Origin of the sequence: Hyunsoonleella pacifica (assembly GCF_004310335.1) — a bacterium.
Lineage (GTDB): Bacteria > Bacteroidota > Bacteroidia > Flavobacteriales > Flavobacteriaceae > Jejuia > Jejuia pacifica.
On sequence record NZ_SIRS01000003.1, the window covers coordinates 393,789 to 413,546 of the forward strand.

Consider the following 19,758-nt stretch of genomic DNA (forward strand, 5'->3'; position numbering starts at 1 on the left):
AATGATAAAATCCAAACTACTATTTGTAATTCTTTTTGTCGTTCAGATAATCCCTGCACAAACCACCCTCTTTTTTAGTGATTACGATTGGGAAAAAACACCAAGCTATGCTGTCCCAGAAGGAACAGATGATCCTATTATTGGTATAAAAGATAAAATAGCTACCGAGTTTTATTTTGAAGACGATGGTTTGGTAGAATATTTTCTAGAGCATAAGGTGTATTGGTTAAATTCTGATGAAAAGATTGAAGCATACAACAAAGTATATTTGCCCTATAATAACTCTTCAGAATTAAAAATTAACAAGGCTAGAGTAATTACTAAAGACCATAAAATTATTGAGCTAGACGAGAGTAAAATTTTAACCGCTCAAGACGAAGAAACTGGCAGAAACTATAAATACTTTGCTTTTGAAGGCGTAACGAAAGGCAGTTTTATAGAATATTTTTACGTAGTTAAACGATACCCAAGATATAGCGGCAATCGTATTACTTTTCAAAAAAGTTACCACATAAAAGATTTGGAGTTCGATGTGTACGCCCCAAAAAACCTATTTTTCGAGTTTAAAAGCTACAATAATATTCCAGAAATAGAACGCGATACAGTAATGGAAGATAAACTGCATTGGCAATTAAAAATAAACAATCTTGGCGGACTTTTAAAAGAAGAAGTTTCAGCTTATAACGCCCTAAAAGGCTCTATAATTTATAAGTTGGATAGAAATACATATAACAATGTAAGAGACATTTCTTCATATAGCAAAGTAGCTCAGAACATTTATAACTTTTACTATCCTGAAATATCTGATAAAACTACAAAACAACTTAAAAAATTTATTGAAGAAGCCACAGATAAAAAAAGTTTAGAAGGAGAAGCGCTTATTAGAAAATTAGAGTTCTATGTAAAAAGCAACATTTTTATTTCTGAAGGCGGCAGTGAAAATTTAAAAGATCTTAATGAGGTTATAAAAAATAAAGTAGCTAATGAATCTGGTATTTTAAAACTTTATACTGCTTTATTTAAACATTTAGGTATTAAACATGAAATTGTACTAACAAGTGATAGACAAGAATTAAAATTCGATAAAGAGTTTGAAGCCAATAATTTTTTAACAGACTTTTTAATTTACTTCAATACATATAAAACTTATATCTCTCCAATAGAATTAGATTCACGTTATGGTTTCCCACCTGCAAATTTCACTGATAATTATGGCCTTTTTGTAAAAGAAGTAAAAGTTGGAGACTTCACATCTGGATTGGGTAAAATAAAATACATAAAACCTATTCCTGCTGAAAAAACCGTAGATAAAATGATACTTGATATCACTTTTGAAACAGATAATATTGCAAATTGTAACGTAAATCTAGACCGTGCAATGTCAGGATATTACGGTATGTACTTTCATCCCATAATGAATTTAATAAAAGAAGAGAACAAAGATGAATTAGTGGAAAGTTTTGCAACAAGACTACATAAAGATGTTACAATAAATAGTAAAGAAATAATAAATGAAGACCCAGAATTATTTGGTGTAAAACCTTTGCACTTTGTATTGGATTTTGAATCTGAAGCCTTTACAGAAAAAGCAGGTAAAAAATACTTGTTTAAAGTTGGGGAGCTCATTGGGAGGCAAATAGAAATGTATCAAGAAAAACAACGCGTACTGCCCGTTGAAAATGATTTTACCAGAAGCTATTTTAGAACCATAAATATTACTATCCCCGAAGGTTATAAAGTTGCAAACTTAGATGATATCAACATCAAAAACACTCATATGGAGAATGGTAAAGAAATTTTAATTTTTGATTCTTATTACGAAATAGACAGTAATCAATTAAAAATTACAGCTGACGAACATTATCGAAAAAACACTATTGAAGTTGAGCATTTTGAGGCTTACAGAGCAGTTATAAATAGTGCAGCAGATTTTAACAAGGTTGTCTTAGTATTTGAGCCTATATAAAGACTTAAGTTGTAATGGCACAACACAACGAACTCGGTAAAAAAGGCGAACAACTTGCTGTAAATTTTCTTCTAAAGAACAACTACGATATAGTAGAACGCAATTACCGTTTTGAAAAGGCCGAAGTGGATATTATTGCCCAAAAAGAGGATGTTTTAGCTATTGTTGAAGTAAAAACACGCTCTACAGCAGATTTTGGCGATCCCCAAGATTTTGTAAAGCCTAAACAAATAAAAAATCTAGTAAAAGCGGTAGACGAATATGTAACTGTAAATGATCTAGATGTAGAAGTACGTTTTGATATTATTGCCATTATAAAAGAAGGTAAAGGCTTTACTATTGAGCATTTAGAGAACGCTTTTTATCATTTTTGAAAATTGTTCCCTAAGATTCTAGCTGTTTATTTTAAACACATCTAAGCTAAACTTTTTTTAATAGCTTCTTTTAATAAAACCGGTTCACTACCTAGACCAATCGTTAAAAGTTTTGCCCCAGTAACAGGCACTCCATTAAATGGTCTAACATGAATTTGTCCATCTGGTTTACGTTCAAAATATGTGTAGTTTTCATCTTTATCTACTTTGGTACAACCTTTTACTCTAAGTATACTTTTAGGAAGTGCATTACAGATTTCATAAATACAATCTACATCAGGTAGATTAGGAAGATCTACAGAACAAGAAGCCCAATGCGATTTTAAATGATTAAACTTGTGAACCACATTATTGGATGGGATTAATTCAGGAAGGAACACCACATCTAAATCGGCCATAGTAGTAATTTTAGCCGTTGGATTAAGCTTTTTTAATTCTTCTATAACAGCAATTTGTTTATCCGAGCTTATTTCATCAAGATGTGTTAATACCAATAATGAAGATACTTGTATTTGATTAGATTCAAGAGTATTATGTTCCCCTCTTTTTTGCCAGTTTTTTACATCTATTACAGATACTTGAATAGGCGGAAGAAATCTTTCATTAATACCAACGCCCAGAAATTCCATGAGAGAACACGCATCAGAAGTTCCATTGGCTTCAATTAAAGTAATTCCGTTTTCACGCTCTGGAATTCTATTTACTATATTTCTAAGCTCTACAATACCACTGCAACAAATACAACTCCCACTAAGCGCTTTAATGGATTTTAATTCCATCTGATCTGTAAGTTGCTGTGCATCCAAATATGCATTTTCGTAGTCATTAAGAATTACAAATGGTTTCCATCCTTTAGCTTCATAATTCTTTATTAAGTATTTTAATAATGTTGTTTTCCCTGCTCCTAAAAAACCAACAATGGTAATAATTGCTTCCATATATTGGCTTTTATTTTTTCTTAGGTCTAAAAGGCTGTATTACAGCTTTATTACACTCTAAAAAAGGACCATCCATTAAATCTATACAATACGGTATAGCAGGGAAAACTGCATCTAAACATTCTCTAATCGATTTTGGCTTTCCAGGAAGATTAATGATTAAACAATTACCTCTAAGACCAGCTGTTTGTCGTGACAAAATAGCTGTTGGCACATACTTTAAAGATTCAGCCCGCATCAGTTCTCCAAAACCAGGCATCATTCTATCACACACAGTCTCAGTCGCTTCAGGTGTTACATCTCGTTTTGCTGGCCCAGTACCGCCTGTAGTAACCACTAAGCAACAATTTTCATTGTCAACCATATTAATAATGGTTTTTTCTATAAGATCTTGTTCATCGGGAACTATTTTGTATACTTCTTTCCACACTGAAGTTAAATATTCATTTAAAGTATCTATTATAGCTTTTCCGCTTAAATCTTCATAAATACCCGCACTTGCTCTATCGCTTACTGTAACAATTCCTATTTTTAGCATGTTTACTTTACTTCTGTTCTTTAAGTTTTACTTTACAATCACTAAGAATGTAATTAAAATGCTTCACATCGTTAGCATTTAACTTTAAAACACCTGTTACTGTAACTATGTCATCTGTTTTATAACCTAAATTAGAGTCTAAGTCTAGCTCTACAGCCGTTTCAGGCCCACCAACCCCACAAAAAAAACAGGAGGACATTGGACCTTTTGATAGAATATGCATTTTCCGTTCAGGATCAATATTCAAAAAATAGCCTGTTATTGATATTAATTTTCCCTCAAGGACTTTAACTGAATCTGAAAACTCTGGGTGTAAAAAAACAGCATCATATTCTGGAAAATATTTATCTGTAAATGTAACCTTTGATAAATCTTTCCAAGTCACAACTTTTTGAGCAAAACATGTAGTACTTAAAATAAAAATAAGTAGTATTAATATTCTATTTTTCATTGCTTAAAATTTCTGAGATTTTCATTTTTAAAATAGGGTAAACTGCAATTACAATAGACACGGCAATTATAGCAAAAACCACTATTTCTATTTGGAGGATATCATTTAATCCTAAGTTTTTGATGACACTTTCGCCTACATCTACATCAGTTAATTTAAATAATAAAGGTAATGCAAACTTTACTAATAAAAATCCTAACAAAAAGGCTACACCAATAATAGCAAAACCTTCGTAAGCTATCATTTGTACTAACTGAAAATTTGTTGCACCATAGGTTCGTAACAGTGCCAAATCAAACGCTCTTTCTTTTACCATTTTATATAAACTTATAAAAATTGTTAGGCCAGATATGGCGAGGATTAAATATGCAATCCAAGTAATAGTTTTAAAGCCTATTCCCATATATTCGTATAACTTATCAAGTTCGTATTTAGGCAATACTGCTTGCATATTTGTAGCCTCATTAATGGACCTTGGTAACACCAGAAAACCTGTTGGGTTTCTAAAAGAAACAAGTAAAGATGTTATATTTTTATCTGCTTCTTCATGTGTTTCGTGTTCATTTTCATGTATTTCATGATCATGTTCTTCATCGTGTCTAATATGGTTTTCTTCGTGGTGTTCATCCTGAGCTTCTTCATGGTCGTGTACTTGCCAGATACTTTCCAAATTTGTTACTATAAGCCTGTCTATAACATTTTGTGTAGGTTTTAATACGCCTACAACTATAAATTCTTGATCATGAATTTCAATATCAGCCTCTACTAATCCATGAGCACTTAAAAATGTATCTCCTATGGACAGTCCTGTTTGTTTAGCTACCTTGTGCCCTACAATAACTTCTAAAGCTTTTTTAAATTCTCTTCCCTCATTTATCTCGGCATCATAAAGCCCTTTAAATGTATTAGTAGTACCAACTATTCTAAATCCTTTATAATTGTCGCCAAAAGATATTGGAATAGCAGATTCTATAAGAGGGTTTTTTGCGATTTTTTTTGCTTCTTGATATGATATGTTCCCTGTAGGATTATCTAAGTGTAATACTGAGGCCAATATAAGTTGTAATGGACTGCCTTTAGCACCAATTACTAAATCTACACCACCTAGATTATTGTTAATTTGATGTTCAAATGACGTTTTTAGTTGCTGCATTCCTAAAAGAAGGGTAATACTTAATGCTAATGAAAAAACACCTAAAAATGTATATAGTGGTTTCGATTTTATGTTGTGTAAACTAATCTTCCAAATCGTCATAATGTTATGGTATTTTGAAAGAATGGTTTAATTCTCGAGTCGTGAGTAATAACGATTAAATTAGCATTGTTTTGGAGTGCTTGTTTTTTTAATAATTCTATAACGATACTGCAATTTTCATCATCTAAACTAGACGTAGGTTCGTCAGCTAAAATTACCTGAGGTTTATGAATTACAGCCATAGCGATATTAAGACGTTGTAACTGACCTTCACTAAGTTTATTTAATTTTTTGTGCTTATACTCTGTTAGATCTAATTCCTCTAATAAAGCATTTACCTCATCATTATTACTTGGTTTTTTACTAAAAAAAATACGTGCTTCAAGGTTTTTTAGAACACTTAAAGATTGAATAGCATATTTTTTTTGAAATACCAGCCCTATATTTTGACCTCTAAAAACATCTAACCTTCTATGAGACAGTTTATTTATTTCTACACCACCAATAGTAATCGTCCCGCTAACTGGAGTTAACAAACCTGCCAAAAGGTGTAATAAGGTTGTTTTACCAATTCCTGATTTACCTAAAATAAGTAGGTTCTCCCGTATTTTTAGACTAATATCTGGAAAACTAAAAGCGCTTTCGTTTTCTTTATAGTGAAATATAAGATTTCCTGTTTGAAGCATTATTGTACGTATGGACTCTTTATTTACAAGGTATTTCCTTTACTAATTTTTCTACAGTTGCATTAAGTACTTCTGAGGTTGTGCTTTCAGGAGTATAAACAATAGACACTTGTTTTGTATTTAAATCTAAAATAGTTTGACTAACGCCATCAACTTTTTGCAGACCGCCTTCAATAATTTTTTGACATTTGTGACACCTAGCTTTAGGCGTATTGATAACCAAAACAGCTTCTCCTTCTGGTTTTACTAATACACGTTCTTCTTTTTCTATACGATTACACGATATTACAGACACCAATATCAGTAATATAAATATACTTTTTTTCATCCTTTCAAATATTGTTATTTAGAATTATTACCTGATTATTGATAGTTTTGGATAGACCATTGATCTTCTTGAGGAAATAATTGTTTCTGCCAGTGTTGTACTTCATCTTCTGTTAGCAAACATTTACTTAATTGATCTATCATGTCTTCTTTTTCTATATACTGCCCTATAAAGACAAGTTTTATTTTTCGATCTCCAAATTGTTTATCCCAATGTGATTCAATTTCAGTTTGATTTTCAATAAACGCGGCATAGTTACTACGTTCTGAAAAAGGCATAGACGCCCACCAAACTCCAGCATTATCTGCCTTACAAGACCCTCCTGCAGAACTCCAAATAAGTGCTTGATTTGATCTTGATGCCAGCCAAAACAACCCTTTACTCCTAATTATATTTTGAGGGAAATCTTGATTGAGATAATTTAAAAACCGTTCTGGATGAAATGGTTTTTTACTTCTGAAAACAAACGAACTGATACCATATTCTTCTGTTTCCGGAACATGTTCGTTCTCTAACTCCTTTATCCAACCAGCCGAAGCTTCTGCCTTTTCATAATCGAATAATCCTGTATTGATCACTTCTTGTAGTGCGACCTTAGATTTTTCGGTAGATATAATTTTAGCATCAGGATTTAATGAATGAATCATGGCCTTAAGCTCTTCCAATTTAGCTTTAGTAACTAAATCAGTTTTATTAACTAGAATAACATTAGCAAATTCAATTTGATCGGTAAGTAGATTAACAATAGTTCTGTCATCACCTTCAATATTTGTCAATTCTCTTGAAGCTAAATAATCTGAACTAGAAAAATCCTTTAAAAAATTAAAAGCATCAACCACTGTTACCATAGTATCAACATAGCTAAATCGACTTAAATCTATGTTACCATCTTCACTTTCAAAACTAAAGGTTTGTGCTACAGGAATAGGTTCGCTTATACCCGTACTTTCAATCAATAAATAATCAAATTTATTTTGAGAAGCCAACTTTTCTACCTCTACCATAAGGTCTTCACGCAACGTACAGCAAATACACCCGTTGCTCATCTCTACCAACTTCTCTTCAGTTCTAGATAAGGTATTTTCATTTTCAATAAATTGAGCATCGATATTAACCTCACTCATATCGTTAACAATAACGGCTACTTTTAAACCTTCTTTATTGTGAAGAATATGGTTAAGTAATGTTGTTTTACCTGCGCCTAAAAATCCACTTAGTACGGTTACGGGTAATTTTTTCATTTAAAAATTCTATATAAAGATTAGACTTCAATCTGATTTAAATAGTTCATTTTCTCAATTAAATCCCCCTTTATAGCAACCACAGCTGGTTTTGGAATACCATCCTTATCAAAAGGCCATGTACTAGTTGGATTATTAATGTCAACTGTTTGTTCTCCTGGATGTTGCACGCTTAAAAACAGTGTTTTACCATCTGGCGAAAACCAAGGTCCTGTAAGTTCTGCATCTATTGGCGCAGAAGCCACCCGTATTACTTTGCCTGCTTCTTTTCCATATCTTGGAATAACAAACAGGCTATTATTTTTAAAAGGTATATAAGGTTTATCTGCATTATTCATAGCACTCCCTGACATATCAGAGGTCATCCAAAGGTTTCCTGATAAATCAAACGCTAAATTATCAGGGCACGAAAATCCGTTTACTTCTCCTCCAGCTATATATGTTGAAGCTTTGAAGGTTAATGCATCAAACTTACCATTGGTTTCTTCAATTTTCATTATAGAACCATGATAATTACCTTTGGGTTTATTATTGGTAAGCGATACAAGGATATGTCCTGTGATAGGATCTATTTCAATATCTTCTGGCCTGTTAAGTGGTGTGCCTCCTAATAGTTTAGCAGCTTCTCTAGCTCTTATTAAAACTTCGGTTTGGTTTTTAAATTTAGTTTTAAGAATGGGTTGATTTTCCCAATCTAAAGCAAGCCACTTTCCATTGATAGTATCAGCAACATACAATATACCTTCTTTAAGAGAACTTGGTTTGGAAGATACAAACTTGTATAAATGCTCATCATTTTTATCATCTCCCGTATATGCAACTACACGCTTATCTTCTAATTCATACAATGTACAGCACTCGTGAGAAAAACGCCCTAGTGCTATGTGTTTTTGAGCGCTTCCATCCTTTGGATTTACTTCTACCACCCAACCGTAATGTTCGGGTGGATGATTATAAAAATCTTCCCATCCATAATATTTACTATGTTTGTGTTCAGGAATATCTTTTTCATTATACAAGGTTTCTCCATAGAATCCATCATAATTTTCTTCACAGGTTAAAAACGTTTGCCATGGTGTAATACCACCCGAACAGTTTGCAAGTGTACCTATAACTGTAGTTTTACCTTTAATGGGTGCATCCCAATTTAATGCAATGGGCGTGTGCGCTGTTATACGTTTATTATAAGGATCGTTTTTTACTATTTTCCATTCGCCTTTTTCCTCTTTAATTCTTACAATACTACCTCCTACATTATACATTTCCTCATCGGCCAGAGCTTTTGTTTTTTCTTGTTTAGTATCAAAACTAGACAGAAATAATGGATTTACATACTCATGGTTTACCCATAATAAACCGTCTTTAGGATTATCTTTTTCAAAAGGAATAAAACAGGTAAAATCATTATTAAACCCAAATGTATCGTTATCAGTGATAGCGTCTCCCCACTTAATAATTACTTGGTAACCTAAACCTTTAGCAAGTAGCAAATCATCTTTATTAGAGGGTAGTAATGCTTCTAAGGCAACATCTTTTAATTTTTTTAAATCTTCTTTTGATAGATTTCCATTGAGTGAAGGCGTAGCGTTGTTTCCACAACTAATAAGAAAAGGAGGTGTTACTAAAGCTGCTATGCTAGCCTTACCCAAAAAAGACACAAATTCTCTTCTATTGTATTTCATATTAATTTAATCAATACTATTTTATGATTTAATTTAAATGATACTTTTCTAGATAAATTAAATCGGAATATATCGATTGAAAACTTCTATTTTTGGCGTCATAAATTTTTCCCTGAATTTTAAGTTGCTTATGTGTTACACTTCTCAGTTTTATTTGCAATTCTTTTATTTTTTTATTCAAATAGAAAGAAAGTATTCCAAACTGAAAATTGCGTTTAGCGTAAACTTCTTCTAAATATTCCTTTTGATTTATAACGTCTTGGTAAAAAGAATTTAGTCCTTTTACATCTGAGAAATTTTGCCTTTCCAAAGCGTCTAAAAGAATCCTGTTATTGTATGAAAGCACAAACCAAACCTCTTCAATACCATGCATTTCAATCATTTCAGATAAATATCCTACGGTTTCTGCATCACAAATAAGAGCATTACCTAATGAACCATAAAAGTGGTGGCCATTACCGTATTTTTTCTTTAAAAAATATTCCAAACCATCAGTTGGACAAACAAGAAAAAGACTCTTATGCATTAAAAATTAGGTTGAAATTTTTAGTATGTTTTTAAGTCAATAACTTCAAAGTTTCTTGCGTCAAAATAGTCGTCAATACCATGTCCTGTATTAATAATTACACCACCTAAGAGCGTCACTTTATCTACAGGAAATTCATCTTTACAAGTTTTAAGATGTTCGTGTATTTTCTTATCAATGATTTTGTACGTCGCGTCTGTAATTGCCTTTTGAGGTTTGTTGCTTTTTAAAATATCTTCTCTATAAGGCAATAAGCTTTCCTCTAATTTCATTTGCTGATAATCGTCCTCTTTTAACACTGGTGTATATTTCTCATTTTCTAGTCGGCTTAATGCCAGCATTAAAGCCCCACAAGAGCTTCCTTTCTCTTCCATTCTTGGTCTGTACATCTTACCAAGTTCGCCCTCAAGAGTAATCCCGATATGAGGTCCATAAAATATAAAAGCACTTCCTTCATCTGGAATATGGTGAGCAAATGCCGTCATACCAGTTTGTCCAACAAAAGGAATGCCTCCGAGCCCTCCCATAATAAATGGTCCAAATAATACATTAAAAAATGTGGTAGATGGTATATTAATGTCATCAGAACATAAGGATGTTGCCATAAGTACTTTGGAAATATCAATATTATATTCCTGTTGCATTTTCCCTAAATAATGTATTGATGTATCCTTTGCATCCTTAGCTTTAGGATATTCACTCTTAACAATTTCGTCAAATTTTCGTTGTAGCATGATATTTAAACTATTATAATAGCGTATTGCTATGTTTAGATTTGTTCAGTATAAATATAAGGCAATGTTATTTAACTGCAACTAAGTTGCAATTATTTTAACAAAAAAATCTGACTATTGAAAAGAGAATTTTAGATTTTTACAGAGATGACTATAAAATAAGATTATTGTTTTTCTTCAATAATAGGTTCTGTTGCTGAAGTTTCAAAAAACTGCTTTAACTCCTCAAAATCTTCAGGTTTAACAGCAATTGTTTTGTCATTATTTAAGATAAAATAAGTAGGAGTTGCAGTGACGCCATAGCTATTCCCTATTTCGTTGTCCCATTTCCCTTCTCCATAAACATGGATGAAATTTGAGAAGTCGTAAGTTAAATTTTTCCAAGCATAAGGTTCATCTTCCAGTCCTATGGCAATAACTTTTAACTTTTTATCATCAAACGTTTCTGAGAGTTTATGTAATTGAGGAATTTCTTCTAAACAATGAGAACAGGCACTACTCCAAAATGCAATAATATAATGTTCAGCAATGTTTAATTCGCTTAATTTTTTTGTTATCGTCTCTTCGTTTTCTTTCATTTCAAATGAAAAATCAGGAGCAGGATTTCCTAGAGATGTGTCTTGATATAAAATTAGTGCTTGTAATAATTGCTGATCGTTTAGCTTAACCGATAAATCCATTAAGTATGTTTCAGAAATAAAATTTGCTACGGATTCAAGTTTTAGATCCACCATTTGCTCCCATAAATCAGTAAATAACGATTTCTTTGTGTCGTCTGAAGCTTCTTTTATTTTCTTATAAAATTCTTGAATATTTTTCTTGTAATCTTCAATTTCGTTACCATTGTTTGAAGACATCCCAAAAATATAATTTAACATACGTTCAGTAAGGAATTTGGAACGTTGTAAGATGGCATTATTAAAATCTACATGATCAAAATAATGTGTTTTAAGTTCTTCTACATACGATTTTACATCAACAATACCTTCTGGAATATAAGGCCTATTTGCTTTTATGAAATTTGATGCTATAGTACCTTTTGATGCTTCTTCAAATCCTTGCTGGGTTTCTCTTTGCGTTTTAAAAATTGCTGCCAGAGCTAAAGTATCTTTAGTTGTACTACCATCTCTAAAATAATTACCAATACTATTAGTAATCATTAACATGCTGTTAGTGTATGATTCTAGTAACTTGTTTTCCCTTGATGCTAAAAATTCAACACCTGTTTCTGAATTAAACTTTAATTCCAAATCCTCTTCGCCATTGTATATTACATCAAAATTGTATTCTTCTTGAGGTACTGCGTAAGTAATACGATACATCCCTTTGGTTACAGTAGAGTCTAATTTAATTTCGAAACTACCATCTGCTGCAATTGGCGCATTGGTTACATAATTTGAATGTGTAGGTGTTACTTTGTAAAGTAATGCTATTTCAAAATCTCCAGCTGGAGAAAATGTCCCTTTAATACTATGTTGCCCATAAAAGACTAATGGCAATATTAAAAATAATCTTAAGAAGTACTTTAATTTCATTTTAATAGATTTCTGATAAAATTCAGAACAATGTTTTGTATTTATTCATATTAAAATCAATAATTAAGCCACAATGGGTTGTAATGCTTCTAAAGCTTTTTTTACTGATGTAATGTTTTCAAAAGTTAATAATAATCGTAAACCGTTTCTGGTTTGTTTCTCCTTCATTTTACAAACTTGGGAATTGGTTTGTACAAACTGCAATACTTTGGTAAAGTTACTACTTTGATAGAAACTACTTTGCTGGTCGTTGATAAAATAACCAATTAATTTTTGCTGTTTCATGATTACTTTTTCAAAACCAATTTTAGTAGCTAACCACTTTATTTGGACACTATTTAGTAAATCGGTCACTTGTTGTGGTACTTCTCCAAAACGATCTATTAATTCTGATTCGAATTTATGTAATTCTTCTTCTGTTTTTAAATTATTGAGTTGTGTGTATAAATTTAAACGCTCAGCAATATTATTGACATAATTGTCTGGGAATAACAATTCAAAATCGGTATCAATGGTAACGTCTTTTACATAAACTTTATCTTTACCATCATCTTGATATAACTCTTTAAATTCATTCTCTTTTAGTTCTTCAATAGCTTCGTTGAGTATTTTTTGATAGGTATCAAATCCTATTTCATTTATAAATCCACTTTGCTCTCCTCCCAATAAATCGCCAGCTCCTCTAATTTCCAAATCTTTCATCGCAATATTAAAACCGCTACCCAATTCGGTAAACTGCTCTAAAGCGGTAATACGCTTTCTAGCATCTTCGGTCATTGCTGAATATTCTGGTGTTATAAAATAGCAAAATGCTTTTTTGTTGCTTCGGCCTACACGACCACGCATTTGGTGCAAATCGCTTAGTCCAAAATTGTTTGCGTTGTTGATGAAAATAGTATTGGCATTAGGTACATCCAGTCCACTTTCTACAATAGTTGTACTTACTAAAACATCAAAACCACCATCCATAAATTGCAGCATCAACTGCTCTAATTTTTTACCTTCCATTTGCCCATGACCAATACCAATTTTAGCATCAGGAATTAAACGCTGTAACATACCAGCAACTTCTTTAATGTTCTCAATACGATTGTGAATAAAAAAGACTTGTCCGCCTCGTTGAATTTCATAACTAACCGCATCACGAATGGTTTCTTCATTAAAACGAATCACATGGCTTTCAATCGGGTATCGGTTAGGAGGCGGTGTAGTAATTACCGATAAATCCCTAGCTGCCATTAAACTAAACTGTAACGTTCTTGGTATTGGTGTTGCCGTTAAGGTTAATACATCTACATTCTCTTTTAATGTTTTTAGTTTTTCTTTTACGGCAACTCCAAATTTTTGTTCTTCATCAACAATGAGTAATCCTAAATCTTTGAATTTTACATTTTTATTGACTAACTGATGCGTACCAATAATAATATCTACTTTACCTTCTGAAAGTGCTTCTAAAGTTTCACGTTTTTGCTTTGCTGTTCTAAAACGATTCACATAATCAACTACTACTGGAAAATCTTTTAAACGTTGTTTAAATGTTCGCGAGTGTTGATAGGCCAAAATAGTTGTTGGTACTAGAACGGCCACTTGTTTTCCATTATCAACAGCTTTGAATGCTGCACGAATAGCAACCTCAGTTTTACCAAAACCCACATCACCACAGATAAGTCTATCCATAGGGCGTTCACTTTCCATATCGGCTTTAATATCAGCAGTTGCAGTACTTTGGTCTGGTGTGTCCTCGTAAATAAATGAGGCCTCCAGCTCATGTTGCATGTAACTGTCTGGATTGTATTGAAAACCTTTTTCAGTTTTTCGTTTTGCGTAAAGTTTAATAAGATTGAACGCAACGTGTTTTACTCGTGCTTTCGTTTTTTGTTTAAGGGTTTTCCAGGCATTACTTCCTAATTTATAAATTTTAGGTGGTTTGCCATCCTTACCATTAAACTTAGTAATTTTATGTAGCGAATGGATACTTAGATACAATACATCTCGTTCCCCATAAATCAGTTTTATAGCTTCTTGTTTTTTTCCTTCTACATCTATTTTTTGAAGTCCACCAAAACGACCAATTCCATGATCGATATGGGTTACATAGTCGCCAATATCTAAATTAGTCAATTCTTTTAGAGTGATAGCTTGCTTTTTAGCATAGCCATTTTTAAGGCTGAATTTATGGTAACGTTCAAAAATTTGATGATCGGTATAGCATACCATTTTAGTATCATGATCTACAAACCCTTGATGCAGTGATAAAATAACTGTTTGATAGTCTTTAACATCTAGTTGAGCATCATCAAAAATATCATGAAATCGTTTAGCTTGTTGCTCGCTTACACAGGCTATATAATTGGTATACCCTTTTTCATGATTTGCGTTTAAATCTTCAATTAAAAGATTGAATTGTTTATTGAAAGCAGGTTGCGGTGTGGTATTGAATTCGATATTATGAGAGGTCTCGACTGTGCTCGACATAACAGCAGAACTCCCAAATTCTATTATAGAAAAATCCAGTAATTGTTTTTTTAGTAATGCTGAATTACAGAATAATTCTTGGGGTTCAGCATGTTTAATGTCTTCTGAAAGTGCTTTAAATGCTTCTTCTGCTTTGGCATAAAAATCATCAATTCTTGAAAAAAGCAAATCAGCATTTTTTAAACCTATTACTGTTTTCTGAGCAATATACTTTAAAAAACTCTGTCGTTTTTCTTCAATTAATTTATTCGCTACATTGGGAATAATATTGATTTTTTTAATTTGCTCTAGAGACAATTGTGTTTCTACATCAAAGGTTCTAATAGAATCTACTTCATCTCCAAAAAACTCAATACGATAGGGCTGATCATGTGAAAATGAAAACACATCTACTATTCCACCTCGTACTGAAAACTCTCCAGGTTCAGTAACAAAATCTACGCGCTTAAACTTGTATTCAAAAAGCACCTCATTAACAAAATCTATGGATACGTTATCGCCAACACCAACTTTTAAAGTATTTCGTTCTAACTCTTTTCGCGTTACTACTTGCTCAAATAATGCATCAGGATAAGTAACAATTATTGCTGGTTTTTTTTGCGAATTAATACGGTTTAATACCTCTGCACGCAATAATACATTAGCATTATCGGTTTCCTCAATATCATAAGGTCTGCGGTAGCTACCCGGATAGAACAATACATCCTTTTCTGTGAGTAATTGTTCTAAATCGTTAAGGTAATGAGCCGCTTCTTCCTTATCATTAAACACTAATAGAAAAGGCTTTTCAGCTGCTTTAAAAATGGTAGAAATGACAAAAGAAAATGCCGACCCAACAAGTCCTTTTATATGTGTTTTACTTCCAGTTTCCGCAATAGATTTCTGCAGATTTTGCGTTTGCAAAACCTGTGCATAGGTTTGAGAGATTGTAGATTTACTCACCTAATTTTGTTTTGAGGTGCAAATATAAGGGTTCAAAATATTTTTTTGTGGTTTTACTACAAATTCATAACTATTTCTTTAGCTTAGTTTTGTAAAATACATCTTAAAATTATGACAGATAAACCATTAACAATAGTCGCTAAAATTTTAGCTAAAAATGAATATAGAGATTTAGTAAAAAGTGAACTACTAAAATTAGTTGATACCACAAAAGCAGAAGCAGGCTGTATAAATTATGATTTACACCAAGATAATACTAACAAAAATTTATTTTTATTTTACGAAAACTGGGAAAGTAAAGCTTTATGGCAACAACATATGAACAATAATCATATAGCTGCATATGCTAAAGCGACAGAGGGTGCTATAGAAGAATTTACTTTAAACGAAATGACTAGAATAGGTTAAACTTTGAATAAAACTTTAATATTTGATTTTAGTAATCTACCCACTAGGGATTGAGGCATTTGATGAAGCTCCCCGACTTAGGAGAGAGCGACTGCAGAAAGCCTGCAGGCAGGCAGGCAGGCCCGACCCTTTTAGCAACCCCCAAAAAAGTAAAATTTTCAGTTTAAACTTTTAAAAAAAAGATGTAGGTTTGCAGCACTAAAAAAGAAGTATATATGTCGTTTTCAAATTTATTTGATAGTGGGTTTAAGAAGCGTAATCAGAGCCATTTTGCTGCTATTGTTCGTGTGGCTATGGCAGATGAAGTGATTACAGATGACGAAAAAGCCTTTTTGGACAGGTTAGCACACAAGTTGGAGATTGGTGAGACTGCTTACCAAGCAATATTAAAAGATTATAATTCGCACCCAATTAACCCTCCTGTGTCTTACGATTTACGTCTAGAACGCTTATATGATTTAGTACGTATGATTCATGTAGATACAATTACTGGAGACTCAGAAATGGCACTTTTGAAAAAGATAGCAGTTGGACTTGGATTTCATGCAGTAAACGTAAAATACATCATAGATAAGGCATTAACTCTTGTGAGTAACGGTACTGATTTAGATGATTTTGTGGACCAAATAAAGAATATGAATAGATAAAAAATTAAATATTCAATATAATTTAAAAGCGTCCAACATGTTGGACGCTTTTTTTATGGCCCATAATGGGCATTTATTCAAATAAAATTAAAAATAATTTGACACAAAAATTTAAAAACTAAAATACTAAGCATTGAAACGTAAGCAACTGGGAGACAAACTTTTGCCATATAACGTAAGTATCTGTTGAAAAACGGACAGCCATTTTTATGCTTAAAATTAGTGTAAATAATTGATTTTCAATAAATTAAATTAAAATTTTATTTGGAAGTTTAAAATATTCCACTTTATATTTGCACCGCAGTTTTGAATGAAGGGCTGCGAGATGAAAATTTAAAATTGAGTTCCTGAAATACTGAAATAAATTCAGCACAAGTAAGTTCAGGATTAATAAAAACTAAAAGCCATGTTGAAGCATTATATAGCATTTCAGGATTGGAGTTGTAACCCAGAGTTATGGCTCAGGCTTCGGTTTTTTCTGTAGATTATTACTTTCCAGAAAAAAAATCCGAAGCAACACAAACTGTTTCGGATTTTTTTATTCCTAGAATATTTATATCTGATTCTATTTAAGAGGCGTCAAATACACTTCTTAAACACGTTTAATATTTAAAAATTAAAACAATGGGATTATCAATTGCTGACGCTTACTATTTAAAAGCGAAAGGAGCCTCGTGTGGAATTTTTAGTGACTGGGATGAAGTTTGCGAAGCTTTAAACTATGCATTGTCTTATGATGAAAATCATTGTCCGTCGTTATGCCTTTTAGGCGAAATATATGCAGAACATTTACATATGTATGATGAAGCATTTAACTGTTTTGATAAAGTAATAGGCATAGATCCTGGTAATACCGAAGTATATCAAATGTACGCCATGTATTTAATATGGAGAAACAAAACGGAACGCGCCGAAAAACTTGTAAAACATGCACTAAGCATTGCAGAAATAGGTAAAGCACCCTTGTTATGGTTACTGTCTTGCATCAATGAGACCAAGGGCGAGTACAAAGTAAGTTTAGAGCATTTAAAGGACGCCAAGGTAGATAGTTATAACGATAGGTATTTTAGCTATATGCAATATGAGGAAAAACGCATAAAAAAGAAGATAGAATTATCTAAACCCAAGGCTAAAAAGAAGAAAAAAAAGGCTAAAAATAAAAGAAAGAAATCGGCAAAGTAACATTTGCCGATGTATGGGAACTCGTCAACGTTGGAGAGTTGAAGCAGACTGTAAATCTGTTATCGATGGATTTAGTAGGTTCGAATCCTTCAGTTCCCACACCTGCGTTTGTGGTGTAATTGGCAGCATATAAGTCTCCAAAACTTATGGTCGGGGTTCGAATCCTTACAAACGCGCAAAATGGTTCATTGGGGTAATGGCTATCCTTCCTGATTGTCTCTCAGGGGAAACGAGTTCGATTCTCGTATGAACCACAAAAACGCTTTGTAAAAGTGCTAATGGTGCTGGTCTCTATAGGAGAGGTATAAGAGGCCATTATTTTACAGGGCGCTATTTGGAGCGTAGAGCAAATATTGGTTCGTTGCGCTTACCTGCTAAGTAAGTTTACCGTTTTGGTAATGAAGGTTCAATTCCTTTGCTCTCCGCAAAACTGAGAATAGAATCCCGAAGTTTCGGGAGTAGCTTACTCGCTTTGGAAGCTAGAGGTTGTTGGTTCGAGCCCAGCTTCTCAGATAAAAGTGTTGCTCCGTTGGTCAAATGGTTAAGACGTCTGACTTTAACTCATGCGACCATATTTGAGAAATAGGTTTCGTTGAATTCGCAAACTCATTTCTATCAGGAATTAAGAGTTCGATTCTCTTATGGAGTACAAATTGAGGCATAGCTTAATTGTTAAAGCACCGAGCTTTTAATTCAGGTGATTTAGTTTTAATTCCTAATACCTCAACAATATGCAGGAATGGCGAAATGGCAAACGCACTCGACTTAGAATCGAGAAACTGGGAGTTCGAATCTCTCTTCCTGTACAGTTTTGCTCTACTAGCCCAACTGGAAGAGGCATCGGACTTAAAATCCGTACAGTCCAAGTTCGAATCTTGGGTAGAGTACATATAAGCTTATAGTGAATAGGATAACACGCCAGAATACGACTCTGGGAATATGGGTTCGAGTCCTGTTAAGCTTACAAAAATAGCCCGTGGTGTAACGGCAACACTCAAGATTTTGATTCTTGCATTATAGGTTCGAATCCTATCGGGTTATCCAAAATGGTGTCTGTAGTGTAATGGCTAGCACAAGAGATTGTGAATCTCTTAGATCAAGGTTCGATTCCTGATAGACACCCAAATGGAACGGTAGCAAAGTTGGTCAATGCACCAGATTGAAGCTCTGGCGATATAGGTTCGAATCCTGTCTGTTCCACAATATTAAGTTCTTTTAAAAAAGATTCTTGCTTTCGTAGGAAATGGTATCAAGCTAGTCTTGTTGGGTGTTTCAGTATAGCACTATTGCATAAGGCACTGCAGCGATGCATGATGGTTTTATGTTCAACTAGACTTGAAGGTTTTTACTGTTAACCAAAAAACAGTAGCAACTCAATAGGTCGTGGGTTCGATTCCCACTTATCCGCTCATATTGGATAATAGTTCAGATGGCTAGAACAATTGATTATTTGGATGTTACCGGTTCGATTCCGGTCTAGATTTAGGATCTAGTAACTCAACGGTAGAGTACCAAACTGCACTCAAAATGTAGTGAAATGGGTTTTTTAACCCTCCCCCACCAAAGCTTATCATCTTGTAAAACTGATAGCCAACGCAGTTGCCATACTGCTCAACAAAAACAAGGCGAAAACAGTAGGATTGTAAGTTGGCTAGATTCCCGCCTTCGCGGGAACGACAGATAGCGGTCTGAAACGTACTTTGAAATACTGATTTTTAATTGCTAGATGTAATTACTGTTTTGTTTTCAGGATATAAAACATCGTATCTTAATAGAGATATAATCTTTTACTTCCACACTACATCACACTAGTTATTAAGGCTTTTAATATGAGTATTTCCGTGTGTGACAGATGACTTTCAATCTACTGTTTTCTTTAGATGAAATAGTGTAATCAGACCAGTAAGGTC

At 33.0% G+C, this 19,758-nt stretch carries 17 protein-coding genes and 10 tRNA genes; 15 read left to right on the plus strand and 12 right to left on the minus strand.

Translation table 11 applies throughout. The annotated features are described in order from the left end of the window. Window position 1: 1 nt before the first annotated feature. A complete protein-coding gene (locus tag EYD46_RS07950) occupies window positions 2-1,966 on the plus strand; it encodes a DUF3857 domain-containing protein (RefSeq protein WP_130936544.1) in 1,965 nt (654 codons plus the stop codon). Between the two features lie 14 nt (window positions 1,967-1,980). Then, the gene (locus EYD46_RS07955) at window positions 1,981-2,340 is read left to right on the plus strand and encodes a YraN family protein (RefSeq protein WP_130936545.1); all 360 of its coding nucleotides are present in this window, start codon (window positions 1,981-1,983) and stop codon (window positions 2,338-2,340) included. Between the two features lie 41 nt (window positions 2,341-2,381). On the opposite strand, the gene EYD46_RS07960 is transcribed toward EYD46_RS07955, so the two are convergent. The 12 genes from EYD46_RS07960 to mfd form a co-directional block, all read right to left on the minus strand. Beyond that, window positions 2,382-3,278, minus strand: a complete 897-nt coding sequence (locus EYD46_RS07960) for a GTP-binding protein (protein ID WP_130936546.1) — start codon at window positions 3,276-3,278, stop codon at window positions 2,382-2,384. A gap of 10 nt (window positions 3,279-3,288) precedes the next feature. Further along, a complete protein-coding gene (gene mog, locus EYD46_RS07965; RefSeq protein ID WP_130936547.1) occupies window positions 3,289-3,816 on the minus strand; it encodes a molybdopterin adenylyltransferase in 528 nt (175 codons plus the stop codon). Between the two features lie 7 nt (window positions 3,817-3,823). Beyond that, a complete protein-coding gene (locus EYD46_RS07970) occupies window positions 3,824-4,267 on the minus strand; it encodes a hypothetical protein (RefSeq protein ID WP_130936548.1) in 444 nt (147 codons plus the stop codon). Next, the gene (locus EYD46_RS07975; RefSeq protein WP_130936549.1) at window positions 4,257-5,522 is read right to left on the minus strand and encodes an ABC transporter permease; all 1,266 of its coding nucleotides are present in this window, start codon (window positions 5,520-5,522) and stop codon (window positions 4,257-4,259) included. The genes EYD46_RS07970 and EYD46_RS07975 overlap by 11 nt, the downstream gene beginning before the upstream one ends. Continuing rightward, the gene (locus tag EYD46_RS07980) at window positions 5,519-6,148 is read right to left on the minus strand and encodes an ATP-binding cassette domain-containing protein (RefSeq protein ID WP_130936550.1); all 630 of its coding nucleotides are present in this window, start codon (window positions 6,146-6,148) and stop codon (window positions 5,519-5,521) included. The genes EYD46_RS07975 and EYD46_RS07980 overlap by 4 nt, the downstream gene beginning before the upstream one ends. A 19-nt stretch (window positions 6,149-6,167) precedes the next feature. Then, entirely contained in the window at window positions 6,168-6,476 is a 309-nt protein-coding gene (locus EYD46_RS07985) for a heavy-metal-associated domain-containing protein (protein ID WP_130936551.1), read from the minus strand. 35 nt (window positions 6,477-6,511) lie between these two features. Next, on the minus strand, window positions 6,512-7,717 hold the full coding sequence (locus tag EYD46_RS07990; RefSeq protein ID WP_130936552.1) for a GTP-binding protein: 1,206 nt from the start codon (window positions 7,715-7,717) through the stop codon (window positions 6,512-6,514). Between the two features lie 20 nt (window positions 7,718-7,737). Further along, window positions 7,738-9,399 (minus strand): PhoX family protein, encoded by a 1,662-nt coding sequence (locus tag EYD46_RS07995; protein ID WP_130936553.1) that lies wholly within the window; start codon window positions 9,397-9,399, stop codon window positions 7,738-7,740. Between the two features lie 28 nt (window positions 9,400-9,427). After that, complete coding sequence (locus tag EYD46_RS08000) at window positions 9,428-9,925, minus strand: hypothetical protein (protein ID WP_130936554.1); 498 nt, start codon at window positions 9,923-9,925, stop codon at window positions 9,428-9,430. A gap of 20 nt (window positions 9,926-9,945) precedes the next feature. After that, a complete protein-coding gene (locus tag EYD46_RS08005) occupies window positions 9,946-10,659 on the minus strand; it encodes a hypothetical protein (RefSeq protein ID WP_130936555.1) in 714 nt (237 codons plus the stop codon). Window positions 10,660-10,823: 164 nt separating this feature from the next. After that, a complete protein-coding gene (locus tag EYD46_RS08010) occupies window positions 10,824-12,194 on the minus strand; it encodes a TlpA family protein disulfide reductase (RefSeq protein ID WP_130936556.1) in 1,371 nt (456 codons plus the stop codon). Between the two features lie 63 nt (window positions 12,195-12,257). After that, complete coding sequence (mfd, locus tag EYD46_RS08015; RefSeq protein WP_130936557.1) at window positions 12,258-15,611, minus strand: transcription-repair coupling factor; 3,354 nt, start codon at window positions 15,609-15,611, stop codon at window positions 12,258-12,260. Window positions 15,612-15,722: 111 nt separating this feature from the next. Between mfd and EYD46_RS08020 the strand changes: the two genes are divergently transcribed. From EYD46_RS08020 to EYD46_RS08060, 13 genes are all read left to right on the plus strand, one after another. After that, window positions 15,723-16,019, plus strand: coding sequence for a putative quinol monooxygenase (locus tag EYD46_RS08020; RefSeq protein ID WP_130936558.1), 297 nt, complete (start codon window positions 15,723-15,725; stop codon window positions 16,017-16,019). A gap of 215 nt (window positions 16,020-16,234) precedes the next feature. Further along, on the plus strand, window positions 16,235-16,666 hold the full coding sequence (locus tag EYD46_RS08025) for a tellurite resistance TerB family protein (protein ID WP_130936559.1): 432 nt from the start codon (window positions 16,235-16,237) through the stop codon (window positions 16,664-16,666). A 624-nt stretch (window positions 16,667-17,290) separates the two neighbouring features. Continuing rightward, window positions 17,291-17,848, plus strand: a complete 558-nt coding sequence (locus tag EYD46_RS08030; RefSeq protein ID WP_130936560.1) for a tetratricopeptide repeat protein — start codon at window positions 17,291-17,293, stop codon at window positions 17,846-17,848. Between the two features lie 15 nt (window positions 17,849-17,863). Next, window positions 17,864-17,947, plus strand: a tRNA-Tyr gene (locus EYD46_RS17740). 5 nt (window positions 17,948-17,952) lie between these two features. Beyond that, window positions 17,953-18,024: transfer RNA gene (locus EYD46_RS08035), tRNA-Trp, on the plus strand. Window positions 18,025-18,278: 254 nt separating this feature from the next. Then, window positions 18,279-18,361: transfer RNA gene (locus EYD46_RS17745), tRNA-OTHER, on the plus strand. A gap of 10 nt (window positions 18,362-18,371) precedes the next feature. Further along, window positions 18,372-18,497: transfer RNA gene (locus EYD46_RS17750), tRNA-OTHER, on the plus strand. An 84-nt stretch (window positions 18,498-18,581) separates the two neighbouring features. Next, a tRNA-Leu gene (locus EYD46_RS08040) sits at window positions 18,582-18,654 on the plus strand. A 7-nt stretch (window positions 18,655-18,661) separates the two neighbouring features. After that, window positions 18,662-18,735 (plus strand) — tRNA-Leu (locus EYD46_RS08045). A 5-nt stretch (window positions 18,736-18,740) separates the two neighbouring features. Beyond that, window positions 18,741-18,812 (plus strand) — tRNA-Arg (locus EYD46_RS17755). A gap of 6 nt (window positions 18,813-18,818) precedes the next feature. After that, window positions 18,819-18,892: transfer RNA gene (locus EYD46_RS08050), tRNA-Gln, on the plus strand. 5 nt (window positions 18,893-18,897) lie between these two features. Continuing rightward, window positions 18,898-18,970: transfer RNA gene (locus EYD46_RS08055), tRNA-His, on the plus strand. Window positions 18,971-18,975: 5 nt separating this feature from the next. Next, window positions 18,976-19,048 (plus strand) — tRNA-Phe (locus EYD46_RS08060). The last annotated feature ends 710 nt before the right edge of the window (window positions 19,049-19,758 follow it).